13 protein-coding genes and 1 pseudogene are annotated in these 12298 nt (G+C 70.3%); 9 read left to right on the forward strand and 5 right to left on the reverse strand.

All coding sequences use genetic code 11. The features are described 5' to 3' along the window. A partial coding sequence (locus ACTWQA_RS02395; protein ID WP_443157654.1) for an XdhC family protein occupies positions 1–730 on the reverse strand: 730 nt, incomplete at its 3' end. Between the two features lie 226 nt (positions 731–956). Between ACTWQA_RS02395 and ACTWQA_RS02400 the strand changes: the two genes are divergently transcribed. Both ACTWQA_RS02400 and ACTWQA_RS02405 read left to right on the forward strand, forming a co-directional pair. After that, positions 957–1799 (forward strand): universal stress protein, encoded by an 843-nt coding sequence (locus tag ACTWQA_RS02400; RefSeq protein WP_443157655.1) that lies wholly within the window; start codon positions 957–959, stop codon positions 1797–1799. Positions 1800–1922: 123 nt separating this feature from the next. Next, positions 1923–2252, forward strand: a pseudogene (locus ACTWQA_RS02405) (CBS domain-containing protein); the annotation flags it as partial. An 18-nt stretch (positions 2253–2270) separates the two neighbouring features. Here the strand turns inward: ACTWQA_RS02405 and ACTWQA_RS02410 are convergent. Continuing rightward, positions 2271–2912 (reverse strand): response regulator transcription factor, encoded by a 642-nt coding sequence (locus ACTWQA_RS02410; RefSeq protein ID WP_443157656.1) that lies wholly within the window; start codon positions 2910–2912, stop codon positions 2271–2273. Positions 2913–3109: 197 nt separating this feature from the next. Between ACTWQA_RS02410 and ACTWQA_RS02415 the strand changes: the two genes are divergently transcribed. Further along, positions 3110–4807 (forward strand): sensor histidine kinase, encoded by a 1698-nt coding sequence (locus ACTWQA_RS02415; protein ID WP_443157657.1) that lies wholly within the window; start codon positions 3110–3112, stop codon positions 4805–4807. 260 nt (positions 4808–5067) lie between these two features. Next, on the forward strand, positions 5068–6237 hold the full coding sequence (locus tag ACTWQA_RS02420; RefSeq protein WP_443157658.1) for a globin domain-containing protein: 1170 nt from the start codon (positions 5068–5070) through the stop codon (positions 6235–6237). 108 nt (positions 6238–6345) lie between these two features. On the opposite strand, the gene ACTWQA_RS02425 is transcribed toward ACTWQA_RS02420, so the two are convergent. Continuing rightward, complete coding sequence (locus ACTWQA_RS02425) at positions 6346–6684, reverse strand: pyridoxamine 5'-phosphate oxidase family protein (protein WP_443157659.1); 339 nt, start codon at positions 6682–6684, stop codon at positions 6346–6348. A gap of 100 nt (positions 6685–6784) precedes the next feature. Beyond that, complete coding sequence (lgt, locus tag ACTWQA_RS02430) at positions 6785–7579, reverse strand: prolipoprotein diacylglyceryl transferase (protein WP_327582884.1); 795 nt, start codon at positions 7577–7579, stop codon at positions 6785–6787. A gap of 112 nt (positions 7580–7691) precedes the next feature. On the opposite strand from lgt, the gene ACTWQA_RS02435 reads away from it, so the two are divergent. The 5 genes from ACTWQA_RS02435 to ACTWQA_RS02455 are packed head-to-tail and all read left to right on the forward strand — an operon-like array spanning position 7692 to position 10929. Continuing rightward, positions 7692–8819, forward strand: a complete 1128-nt coding sequence (locus ACTWQA_RS02435) for a sensor histidine kinase (RefSeq protein WP_443157660.1) — start codon at positions 7692–7694, stop codon at positions 8817–8819. Then, positions 8816–9448: a response regulator gene (locus ACTWQA_RS02440; protein WP_443157661.1), complete on the forward strand. Its 633-nt coding sequence runs from the start codon at positions 8816–8818 to the stop codon at positions 9446–9448. The genes ACTWQA_RS02435 and ACTWQA_RS02440 overlap by 4 nt, the downstream gene beginning before the upstream one ends. Before the next feature lie 46 nt (positions 9449–9494). Then, positions 9495–9833, forward strand: a complete 339-nt coding sequence (locus ACTWQA_RS02445) for an ArsR/SmtB family transcription factor (protein ID WP_327582881.1) — start codon at positions 9495–9497, stop codon at positions 9831–9833. Continuing rightward, positions 9830–10306 carry an SRPBCC domain-containing protein gene (locus ACTWQA_RS02450; protein ID WP_443157662.1) on the forward strand — a complete coding sequence of 159 codons (477 nt, stop codon included), beginning with the start codon at positions 9830–9832 and terminating at the stop codon, positions 10304–10306. Before ACTWQA_RS02445 ends, ACTWQA_RS02450 begins: the two co-directional genes overlap by 4 nt. Further along, positions 10303–10929 (forward strand): dihydrofolate reductase family protein, encoded by a 627-nt coding sequence (locus ACTWQA_RS02455; protein ID WP_443157663.1) that lies wholly within the window; start codon positions 10303–10305, stop codon positions 10927–10929. Before ACTWQA_RS02450 ends, ACTWQA_RS02455 begins: the two co-directional genes overlap by 4 nt. Before the next feature lie 75 nt (positions 10930–11004). Here ACTWQA_RS02455 and ACTWQA_RS02460 read toward each other — a convergent pair whose 3' ends face one another. Next, complete coding sequence (locus tag ACTWQA_RS02460) at positions 11005–12282, reverse strand: serine hydrolase domain-containing protein (RefSeq protein ID WP_443157664.1); 1278 nt, start codon at positions 12280–12282, stop codon at positions 11005–11007. Positions 12283–12298: the final 16 nt, after the last annotated feature.

A 12298-nucleotide genomic window follows, 5' to 3' on the forward strand; every position in this document is an offset into this window, starting at 1 on the left:
GGAAGCGTGCGGTGGTGGCGAAGACCGGGCGGGCGTCGCACACGGTGACGTGGTAGCCGAGGAAGCGTCCGGCCTCGCTCAGCGCGCCCGCGAAGTCGACGGCGCCGAAGATCAGCATCCGGGGAAGGCGCGCGTTGGTGTGGATCAGCAGGGACAGCCGCTCGGGGCAGGTATCGGCGTCGCCTCCGATCTCGACCCGGCCGGTGCGGCCGGCCGCGAGCAGCCCGCGTGCCCGGGCCGTGGCCACCCGGTCCGCGTCCTCACCGCCGCCCAGACTCCCGTACGGCGTCCCGCGGCCGGGGACATGGACCATGCGGCCGAGCAACGCCTCCGGACCGTCCACCACGTGGGCGATGGCCACAGGGCGGTCGCACAGCACCTCGTCGAGCGCCGCGGCCAGGTGCGGCGCTGCGGCCGGCTCGATCCGCTGCACCAGCACCTCGATCTCGCCGCCGCAGGTGAGGCCCACGGCGAAGGCGTCGTCGTCGGAGTAGCCGAAGCGGGCCCGTGCGGGTGGGCCGCCGTCGGCCAGCGCCTGCCGGCACAGCTCGTAGACGGCGCCCTCCACACAGCCGCCGGAGACGCTGCCGATCGCGTTGCCGTCGGTGTCCACGGCGAGGCCGGTGCCGGGTGGCAGGGGCGCGCTGCCGCTGACGCTCACGACAGTGGCCAGGGCGAAGAGGCGGTCGTCACGACACCAGCGGTACAGCGTGTCGGTGATGTTCAGCATGTGCGGGGTCCTTGTCCATGGGGCCGCCGTAGGCGGTGCGGAAGACGATGGCACTCCTCGCGGTCGAGGACTTCCATGTTTCCTCCCTGGTCTGTCGCTCATGAAGCTACTTAGGGGATGCCTGCGGCAGACAGGGCCCTTCGGCCCTTGAGGAACTGACTTCCGGCCCTGCGCCGGGTAGGAGAGGACACGGTGCGATGTGAACCGGGACGAAGGAGGACAGATCATGATCATCGTCGGAGTGGACGGCTCGGCGAGCGCGCGAGCCGCCGTGGAGTGGGCCGTCAACGACGCTTTCCGCATGCGCCTGCCGCTGCGGATCGTGCACGCGGTGGACCGAGACTCGTACCAGATCGGCAGATATCCCCTTCCGGATGCGTCTGATCGGCTGCTGCGTGATGGGGACAGGGTCCTGGGCGAGGCCGAGGCGCTCGCCCGCGAGCGCCAGCCCACGGTCGAGGTCGAGACGCACAACATCGAAGGCAGGCCTGCCGTGGTCCTGCGCGAGCAGGCCAAGGACGCCACCGAGCTGGTCGTCGGCAGCCGCGGGCTGGGTGGGTTCGCCGACGCGCTCCTGGGATCGGTCAGCATGCACGTCGCCGGTCACGTGCACTGCCCGGTCGTCGTGGTGCACGGCGACCTGCGGCGGGTGCATGGGGAGGTCGTGGCGGGGGTGGATGACTCGGCCGAGTGCGAGCCCGCGCTGGCCTACGCCTTCGAGCAGGCCAAACTCCGGGGCAGCGCGCTGCGGGTGGTGCACGCCTGGCAGCTGCCGGTGCACGCGTTCGCGCCGGAGGCCGCCGTCGACATGGACGAGGTTCGTACGGCGCAGCACCAGCTCGTCAGGGACCGGGTGGCAGCGCTGAGCAAGGACTACCCCGAGGTCAGGGTCATCGAGGAGGCGCTGTCCGCGCATCCGGTGGACGCGCTCACTGACGCGTCCGAGCGGGCGGACCTGCTCGTGGTGGGCTCGCACGGGCGTGGCGCCCTGGGCTCGATGCTGATGGGCTCGGTCAGCCGGGGTGTCCTGCATCACGCCCGCTGCCCCGTGGCGGTGGTTCGCGCATAGGACCTGCCTGGTCAGCGACTTTGGTCACCCGGTATCCAGGACGTCCGCCACTGTCGGCCGAGTCGATGGACCGCGCAGCGTCGCGATCACGAGAAGGCCGCGGGGGTGACGGCGGCTCAGCTGATGACCTCTCCGGCGATCACCGTCACGCCGGGCACCGGCGTGCGTGACGCGGCGCGGCTGATGCATGCCAAGCGCGTCAAGCAGCTGCCGGTGATCGATGTGGCCACCGGGCGGATGATCGGCACGCTGCATCAGCGTGACGTGCTGCGGGGCTTCACCCGTCCCCCCGATGAGCTGGAGGCCGACATCAGAGCCGTGCTCACGGATCCTGCGGCGTTGTCCGTCACGGTCGACTCGGGTGTGGTGACGATCAGCGGCCGGGTGCGGCGGAGGTCCCAGGCCATCGCCCTCGTCGAAGCGGTGCGCGCCGTGGAGGGCGTGATCGACGTGGTGGACGAGGTGAGCCGGCTATCCGCGCCGGTCGTCGCGGAGCCGGGCGGCCAGTGCGGCGGCCTGGGTGCGGCGCTGCATGTTGAGCTTGGACAGCAGGTTGGAGACGTAGTTCTTGACGGTCTTCTCGGCCAGGAACAGGCGTTCGCCGATCTGCCTGTTGGTCAGCCCTTCACCGATCAGCTCGAGGATGTGCCGCTCCTGCGCCGTCAGCGCGGCGAGCGGGTCCTTCCTGGAGGCCTGGTCGCGCAGGCGCTGCAGCATGGCGGCGGTGGTCTGCGGGTCGAGCAGAGACTGGCCGGACGCGACCGTGCGGACCGCGCCCACCAGATCGGAGCCGTGGATCTGCTTGAGCACATAGCCGGAAGCCCCGGCCATCACCGCGTCGAACAACGCGTCGTCGTCGGCGAACGACGTCAGCATCAGGCAGGCCAGCCCGGGCAGCCGGGAGCGCACCTCACGGCACACGTCCACGCCGTTGCCGTCGGGCAGCCGCACGTCCAGCACCGCCACGTCCGGCTGGAGCGCGGGGATGCGGGCGATCGCGGACTCCGCGGTGCCGGCCTCGCCGATGACCTCGATGTCGTCCTCGGACTCCAGCAGGGCCGCCACACCCCGGCGTACGACCTCGTGATCGTCGACGAGAAACACACGAATCATGCTTGTGACGCTATAGGACCGTCGGCATGACCGAAACTAACCGAAGTCCTGCATGTGCAGGGCCGAAGGTCCCCTTTCTTGAGGCCGTTCGGCGCTGTCCTCGGCGCCCTGCGGCCTTGCGGGACGCGCCGCTGAGCGTGGCGCCCATCCCGGCACCGGAGTGGGCGGCACCATGGCTGGGTGCGACACTGATCGGTATGTCGGAGAGCGAGCATCGGCCCTTGTTGCCGCAGATGCGGCTCGATGAGCTGCTGGCCGAGCTGCAGATGAGGCTCAATGCCGTGCTGGCCACGCGTGATCGGGTGCACGCGCTGCTCGAGGCCGTGGTGTCGGTGGGCAGTGACCTGGATCTGGAGACCGTGCTGCGGCGGATCGTGGAGACGGCGACCAGGCTGGTGGACGCCAGTTACGGGGCGTTGGGCGTGGTGGGGGAGGAGCGCACGCTCGTCCAGTTCATTCCGGTGGGGTTGAGCGAGGAGGAGATCGCCAAGATCGAGCACTGGCCGCACGGGCTCGGCCTGCTCGGCTTGTTGATCAAGGAGGCTCGGCCGTTGCGGTTGAGCCGTATCTCGGATCATCCGGAGTCGTACGGCTTCCCGCCGGGGCACCCGCCGATGGGCACCTTCCTCGGGGTGCCGGTACGGGTGCGGGATGAGGTGTTCGGCAACCTGTATTTGACCGAGAAGCGGGGCGGTGGTGACTTCGACGAGGAGGACGAGGCCGTCGTGGTCGCGCTGGCGACCGCTGCGGGTGTGGCGGTGGAGAATGCCCGGTTGTATGAGGAGTCGCGGCGGCGTGAGGCCTGGTTGCAGGCGTCGTCGGAGATCACCACGAGTCTGCTGTCCGGTGCCGACCTTCATGAGGTGTTGACCACGATGGCGGCGCGGGCCCGGCAGATGTGTGATGCGGACCTGGTGCAGGTGCTGTTGCCCGAGGCGTCGGGTGAGACGCTGGTCGTGGATGTGGCGGAGGGTGAGGGCGCCGGCGAGCTGCTGGGGATGACGTTCGAGGTGGCGGCCACGCCGGTCGGCGAGGCGTATGCCCAGGGTGTGCCGGTGTCGGAGCGGGATCTGCCGGGCGAGCCGTATCCTGACTCGCCGTTGCGGCGGCTGGGTTATGGGCCTGGGCTGATGGTGCCGCTGGGGGCGACGCCGCGGGTGCGGGGGGTGCTGGCGCTGGCCAGGCGGAGCGGGCGGTTGCCGTTCAGCGGGGCGGATCAGCAGATGCTGGAGTCGTTCGCGGGTCAGGCCGCGGTCGCGCTGGAGTTGGCCGAGGCTCGGCGTGATGCCGAGCGGCTGGGTCTGCTGGAGGATCGGGATCGCATCGCCAAGGATCTGCATGACGTGGTCATCCAGCGGTTGTTCGCGACCGCGATGACGTTGATGAGCACGGTGCGGCTGGTGGAGCGGCCGGAGGCGGGCAAGCGGGTGCAGCACGCGATCGACGAGCTGGACGAGACGATCCGGCAGATCCGCTCGTCGATCTTCGCCCTGCAGACTCCGCGCGAGCAGGCCGCTGCGAGCCTGCGTACGCAGATCGTCGATCTGGTGGAGGGGGCGGGCGGGCATCTGGGCTTCATGCCGGGGCTGCGCATGGAGGGCCAGATCGACACCCTGGTGCCCGACGCCGTGGCCGAGCACCTGCTCGCCGTGCTGCGCGAGGCCTTGTCGAATGTGGTGCGCCACTCCCGCGCGACCCGGGCGGAGGTGTCGGTCGAGGTCGCCGACCAGCGGCTTGCCCTCGTGGTCACCGACAACGGCGTCGGCGTCGGTGAGAACGGACGTCGTAGCGGCCTGCGCAACATCGAGGAACGGGCCGGCCGGCTGGGCGGCACCGCGGAGCTGGAGGCTCCGGAGGAGGGCGGGACGCGGCTGCGCTGGCACATCCCCCTTTAGCCGGGGCGATGACCGTGCGCCCGAGGGTGCCGGCCAGGCTGACCAGCAGCGCGCCGAGCAGTGCGGCGACCGGCAGCGGGCGCACCTGGCCGCACGTGAATTCGCCGCCCTGCTCGCGGCCGAAAAAGATCGTGTGTCTCATTAAGGACTTTCGTCCCTGAAAGCGCTGACGTTCGCCCCGATAAACGATCTTCCTGGAGCCATAGCGTGGTCGGCGGCCCGCAGTCACGTGCCTTGATTCGAATTGTCCTGGAGGTTCCATGCTGTCCGCGGAATCAGCCGCGATCGTCCGCACCACCCTGCCGGTTGTCGGGTCCTCGCTGGACGCCATCACCGCGCGGTTCTACGAGACGATGTTCAGCGAGCGGCCGGAGCTGCTCGACGGCCTGTTCAACCGCGGCAACCAGGCCAACGGCGAGCAGCGTCAGGCTCTGGCCGGCTCCATCGCCGCGTTCGCCGGCATGCTGCTGGAGCGTCCCGGCGAGCGCCCCGACCACCTGCTGGCGCGTATCGCGCACAAGCACACCGCCGTCGGCGTCACCGACGACCAGTACGTGATCGTGCACAAGTACCTGTTCGGCGCGATCGCCGAGGTGCTGGGCGACGCCCTCACTCCGGAGGTGGCCGCGGCATGGGATGAGGTGTACTGGCTGATGGCCGGCGCGCTGATCGCCCGGGAGGCGCGGATCTACGCCGAGGCCGGCGCGCGCAATGGCGCCACGTGGCGGCAGTGGCGCGTCACTGCCCGGCACGTCGAGACACCGGACGTGATCTCTTTCCTCCTTCGCCCGGCCGACGACGCCCCGGTGCCTCCTGCCCGCCCCGGACAGTACGTCAGCGTCCGGGTCCGCATGCCCGACGGAGTGCACCAGCTGCGCCAGTACACGCTGTCGAGCGCGGGAGACGACACGCTCCGCCGGATCACGGTCAAGCGTGTGCACGGCGTCCCCGACGGAGAGGTGTCGACCCTGCTGCACGACGGCGTGCGGCCGGGTGACGAGCTGACCTTGTCAGCGCCGTTCGGCGAGGTGTCGCTGGACGACGGCGACGCGCCGCTGGTCCTGGCGTCCGCGGGCATCGGCTGCACACCGATCGTCGCGATGCTCCAGCACTTGGCCGCCACCGGCTCGCGTCGCCGCGTCCTGCTCCTGCATGCCGACCGCTCCCCGGCCGATCATGCGCTGCACGAGGACATGCGGCAGCTCGCCGACGAGAGGATCTTCTGGTACGAGAAGGACGCCGCCGCCTCCGACCGCGATGGCCTGATGGACCTGGACGGCGTCGAGATCCCGGCAGGCGCGAAAGCCTACCTGTGCGGCCCGGTGCCGTTCATGCGTGACGTGCGTGGCCGACTGCTGAAGGCGGGCGTGGCAGCCCGCGACATCCACTACGAGGTCTTCGGCCCAGACCTCTGGCTGGCCGCCGGTTGACGGATCCATCGGGACCGCGACAAGGGGCTTTGGTCCCTTGTCCCGGTCCCGATGCGTGCAAGGAGCACCTTGACGCGGCGGCGGCGCGAGCTTCGCGCCTTCATGCGGCTAGCCCGACGCCGCGCCAGGCACCGCAGCGGCGGGAACCAGCATGAACCCGGTGACGATCTCGGGCCGGATACGAATCACCTGGTCCATATCGCCCGCCACCCATGGGAGGAGCATGGCCTTGAGCCGGGTCGTCTCCTGCGGATCGGTGACGAGGCGGGCCACTCCAGTGACGATCACGCTCCAGCCCAGGCGCTCGTGCCCGTCCAGCTCGTCGGCCTCGAAAGCCACCACGGTTTCCGACGGCGCCACGTGGGTGTTGAGGATCGTGCCGGGACGTTCCCGGCCCCCGCCGAACAGGGACCAAAGTCCCTTCCTTCCCACGCTCGGCCTGGGCAAGCTGCCGATCGTTCAGAACAACGCCTGGCTCATGTAGTGCGCACGACCACCCGCCTACCCCGGCGCGGCGCCGGGTCACCCTCGTCCTACACGCCCGGGATCAGGGAGTGCGCACCTTGCGAGCGGCCATCAGGTAGGCGGCCGCCGCCCCGAAGACCAGCAGCGCGGTCCAGACGTTGAAGCGCAGGCCGAGGATGTGGGGGGCGGGATCGATGCGCAACCACTCGATCCAGGCGCGACCGGCGGTGTAGGCCGCGACGTACAGCGCGAACGTCCGGCCACGCCCGAGCTGGAAGCGCCGCTCGGCCCAGACGACGACGCCGGCCACTCCCAGGTTCCACAGCGACTCGTAGAGGAAGGCCGGATGGTAGGTGGCCGTGGATTCCAGGCCCGGCGGCCGGTGCGCGGGGTCGATCTCCAGCGCCCATGGCAGTGTGGTCGGCCCGCCGTACAGCTCCTGGTTGAACCAGTTACCCCAGCGGGCGATCGCCTGCCCGAGCGCGATTCCGGGTGCGGCGGCGTCGGCGAAGTCGCGCAGCGCGATGCCGCGCCGGCGGCAGGCCAGCCATGCGCCCACCGCGCCACCGGCGACGGCGCCCCAGATGCTGATTCCGCCCTCCCAGATCGCGAAGGCACGCAGGGGGTCCTTGCCGGGACCGAAATACTGCTGCCAATCGGTGGCCAGGTGGTAGAGCCGGGCGCCGACGATGCCGAACGGCACGGCCCAGGTGGCGATGTCCCCGACCGCGCCGTGCTCGCCGCCGCGGGCGGACCAGCGGCGCTGGGTCACCCAGATGCCGACGGCGATGGCGAGCACCATCAGCAGGGAGTAAGCGCGGATAGGGAGCGGGCCGAGGTGCCAGACGGCTTGGGACGGGCTGGGGATGGCTGTCACGCCGTCGAGTCTGGTGCCAGTACGGCTGCGCGCACATCGAGCGGGACACCGATCGCAAGGTCAGTCGACTGGTTGATGCCGAGCCGACGGACGGCTGATTATCGTCGGTGCCGTGGAGTCCTGGGAGCGGTCGCAGCGCCGGTGGCAGCACGCCTTCTTCGCCTCCTGGCTGGTGCTGACCTCGGCCGGGCCTCTGATGGAGGTGGGTCGGGTCCTCCCGGTCCTGTTGGTGGGCGGCCTGGCCGCGTGGTACGCGGCGTGGTTCGTGCTGTGGGCGCCGCCCACGGGCGAGGTGCCCCTGCCGTATGTGCTCGGCGGCGGGTTGCTCTGGCTGGGGCTGTTCGCCGTCGACTCCTCCTTCCTGGTGGTCTGCCTGAGCGTGCTCGTGCCGTACTGCATGGACGCCGTGCGCGTCGGGCTGGTCGCGGTGGTGTCGTGCGCCGGAGGCTGGCTGTGGCATCGCTACCACGAGAGCGGGTCGATCACCTGGACCGAGATCGCCATCACCGCGCTGATCGCGATCAGCGCGGCCACCGCGGTCGGCTACTTCTATTCGGTGGCCCGGCAGAGCGCCGAGCGCCAGCGGCTCATCGACCAGTTGCAGGCCGCGCAGGAGGCGCGGGCGGCGGCCGAGCGGCAGGCGGGCGTGGCAGCCGAGCGGCAGCGGTTGGCCCGCGACATCCACGACAGCCTGACCCAGGGGTTCGCCAGCGTGGTGATGTTGCTGGAAGCGGCGCAAGAGACGCTGCCGGACAACAAGCACCTGACCCAGGCGTTAAGGGCGGCCAGGGAGAACCTTACGGAAAGCCGCCGGGTGGTACGGGCGTTGCGACCCGGCGAACTCGACGACGGCGGCCTGCCGGAGGCCCTGCGGCGGCTGTCCGGCCGCCTGGCCGACGAGACCGGCATCGAGGCGCACACCGTGATCACCGGGACGCTGCGGCCCCTGGACGCGCACGTCCAGGTGGAGCTGCTGCGCGTGGCGCAGGAGGCGGTCGCCAACGTCCGCCGCCATGCCCGCGCCGAGCAGGTTACGCTGACCCTGTCGTACATGGAGGACCTGGTCGTGCTGGATGTTCACGACGACGGCGACGGCTTCGATCCCGAGCGGGCCGCCTCCGGCCACGGCCTGTCGATCATGCTGGAGCGGATGGAGCAGCTCGGCGGCACGTTACTCGTGGAGAGCACAGCGGGGGAGGGCACCACGGTCGTGGCCGGCCTCCCGGCGGTGGCACGATGATCGTCCGCGTCCTGATCGCCGACGATCACCCGGTGGTCCGCGACGGCATCCGGGCGATGCTCGGCACTCAGGACGATCTGGAGGTGGTCGGCGAGGCGGTCTCAGGCACGGACGCCGTACGGCTGGCGTGCGATCTGCGGCCCGACGTCACCCTGATGGACCTGCAGATGCCCGAGGTCGACGGCGCCACGGCAATCAGCCTGATCCGCCGGCACGACCCCGGTGCCAGGGTGATCGTCTTGACCACTTATGACACCGACGGCGACATCTCGCGTGCCATCGACGCAGGAGCCATCGGCTACCTGCTCAAGGACACCCGCCGTGAGCAGCTGTTCGACGCCATCAGGGCGGCGGCCCGAGGGGAGAGCGCCCTCTCGCCCGCGATAGCGAGCCGGGTGTTGTCGTGGGCGCGTGCCGAAACGCCCGGCGCCCTCAGCGGCCGGGAGATCGAGGTCCTCGGCGCGGTCGCCCAGGGAATGAGCAACAAGGCCATCGCGGCCCACCTGTGCATCAGCGAGGCCACGGTCAAAACTCACCTGCTGCACGTCTTCGCCAAGCTCGGCGTCGATGACCGCACCGCCGCCGTGACCGTGGCCGCCACGCGGGGGATCATCCGGCTCAGTGGCTGATACTTAGCCCTTGCGCTAACTATGGCCGGTCGTAATACTTAGCCTCATGGCACAGTATTCGGCGCACCTGGACGGCGTGTTCGTCGCCCTCGCCGACCCGACCCGGCGCGCCGTCGTGCGGCGCCTGGGTCACGGGCCCACGAGCGTCGGCGACCTCGCCCGCGAGTTCCCGATGACCCTCCCGTCGTTCATGAAGCACGTGCGGACGCTCGAATCGAACGGGCTCATCCGCACGGTCAAGTCCGGCCGGGTGCGCACGTGCGTGCTCAACCGCGAGCGGCTCGCCCTCATCGACGACTGGCTGGCGGAGCAGCGCCGCATCTGGGAGGAACGCACCGACCGCCTGGAGCGGTTCGTCACCGACCCGAAGGAGAACAGGCAGTGAATCCCGATCTCGACCTTGCCCTGGAGCGGATCATCCGCGCCCCGCGCGCGACCGTGTGGCGGGCTTGGGCCGACCCGTCCCGGCTCGAGCAGTGGTGGGTCCCGGCTCCGTACCGCTGCCGGGTGGACCGGCTGGAGCTGCGACCCGGGGGAGCGTTCATGACGCGCATGAGTGACGGCGGGGCCGAGTTCGTCCCGCATCTGGACGCGTGCTTCCTTGCCGTCGATGAACTCGAGCGGATCGTGTTCACCAATGCGATCACCAGCACGTGGCGTCCCGCGAAGCCCGCCCCGGTCGCGATGACCGCCACGATCATGCTGAACGATCACCCGGACGGCACGGACTACCGCATTCTCGTACGGCACGGCGATCCGGAATCCCGTGCCCACCACGAGAAGCTCGGCTTCGCCGAAGGCTGGGGCACGGTCGCCGGCCAGCTGGCCACCTTCGCTGAGAGCACGGTCCCGCGATGAGGGTCACCCTCACCGAGTTCGTCACGCTGGACGGGGTCAGCCAGGGACCTGGCTCTCCGGACGAGGACACCAGTGACGGCTTCGCCCTCGGCGGCTGGCTCGTGCCCCACATGGACGGGACGTTCGTCCAGCGCGCCTCCGGCTGGCTCGACCTCGCCGACGGCCTGCTGCTCGGCCGGCGCACGTACGAGGCGTTCGCGCGCGACTGGCCGAAGATCACCGACCCGGCCGATCCATTCGCCGAACGGATGAACACCCTGCCGAAGTACGTCGTGTCGAGCACCCTCACCGAGGGAACCTGGCATCCCACGACCATGCTCGGAGGCGACCCGATCCAGGCGGTCACCGAGCTCAAGACGCGATCGGGACGGGAACTCCAGATCCACGGCAGCGCCCGCCTGGCGGACACGCTGCTGGCGGCGGGACTGATCGACACGCTTCGCCTCGTGGTCGCGCCCACAGTGCTCCGCGCCGGCCGCCGCCTGCTGGGCGGTCCGGGAACCACGTCCGGTCTCCGCCTGGTGCATCATGAGGCGACGCCGACCGGCCTGCTGCTCCTCGAATACGAGACGACAGGCCGAGCGTCCCGAGGCGAATACGAGGGCGTCACCGCCTTCCTCTGAGGCAGGGACAAGGATGCGGCCAGCGCTGCGGTCAGGCCAGGCCAGGCCTCGGCCGGGTTGCTTGAGGTGTCGCGTTCACCCGGTTGTCTGGTAGGCGGTGGTCCAGAAGTCGCGGTGGAGGCGGGGGGTGTGGACGGAGTCCATCGCGCTCTGTGTCATCAGGATGCCGACGAGGTCCGCGGCCGGGTCGGCGTACGCGGTGGTGCCGAGGCCGCCGTCCCAGCCGAACTGGCCCGGCGAGGCCAGGTCGCGGCGGTGGGTGCGGACCGCCATGCCGAAGCCGAAGCCGCCGTTTCGGCCGAAGTGGTCACCGAAGGCGTCCTTCTCGGCCTTCTGCTCCGGCGTCAGGTGGTCCATCGTCATGAGCTCGACCGAGGCCCGGGACAGGACCCGCTCGCCGCCCAGGGTCCCCTTGTTCAGCAGCATCCGGTAGAACGCGTGGTAGTCGTCGACGGTCGACACCAGCCCGTCGCCGCCGGCCTGGAACACCGGCGGGTGGCTGTACTTCCCGCTGGCGGCCTCGTCCCACACGACCAGTTCGCCGGTCTCGGGATTGTGCGCGTAGCTGGTGGGCAGCCGGTGGATCCGGTCGGCGGGCACGTGGAAGGCGGTGTCCTTCATGCCGAGCGGGGAGAACAACCGCTCGCCCAGGAACTCCTCCAGCGACTGCCCGCTCACCCTGCCGACGAGCACGCCGAGCACGTCGGACCCGACGTGGTATTGCCACAGCTCGCCCGGCTGACGCATCAGCGGTAGCGTCCCGAGCCGCCGGATCCACTCCTCCGGCCCGAAGTCCGGCGAGGTGGTGTCCAGGCCGAGCTCGCGGATCGCGCTCTGGATCGGGTACGTGTCCGGCGGCGCCAGCACGGCCCCGAAGCCGAAGGTGAAGGTCAGCAGGTCACGCACGCTGATCGGCCGGGCCGCGGGCACCGTCTCGTCCAACGGGGCGTCGATCCGGGCGAGCACCCGGCGGTTCGCGAGCTCGGGCAGCCACTCGTCGACCGGGTCGTCCAGCCGCAGCCGGCATTCCTCGACAAGGATCATCACCGCCGTGGCCGTGACCGGCTTGGTCAGCGACGCCATCCGGAAGATAGTGTCCCGCCGCATCGGCTCGGCGCCGCCCGCGTGCATCGTGCCCATCGCCTCGACGTGCGTGTCGTCTCCGAGGCTGACCAGCGCGACCAGGCCGGGGACCGCGCCGGACGCGACATGGCTGCTCAGCACGTCACGCATCCGCTGCACCCCCGCCTCGGACAGCTGGATGCGCTGGTGTCCCTCCCAGCGTCCCTGAGTCTCCCAGGCGCCCTTGCTGTCCCAAGTGCCCTTCATATCCCAGCCGGCGACCTTCGACATGGCTCAACATCCTTTC

This window comes from Nonomuraea sp. 10N515B (assembly GCF_052245915.1).
GTDB lineage: Bacteria > Actinomycetota > Actinomycetes > Streptosporangiales > Streptosporangiaceae > Nonomuraea.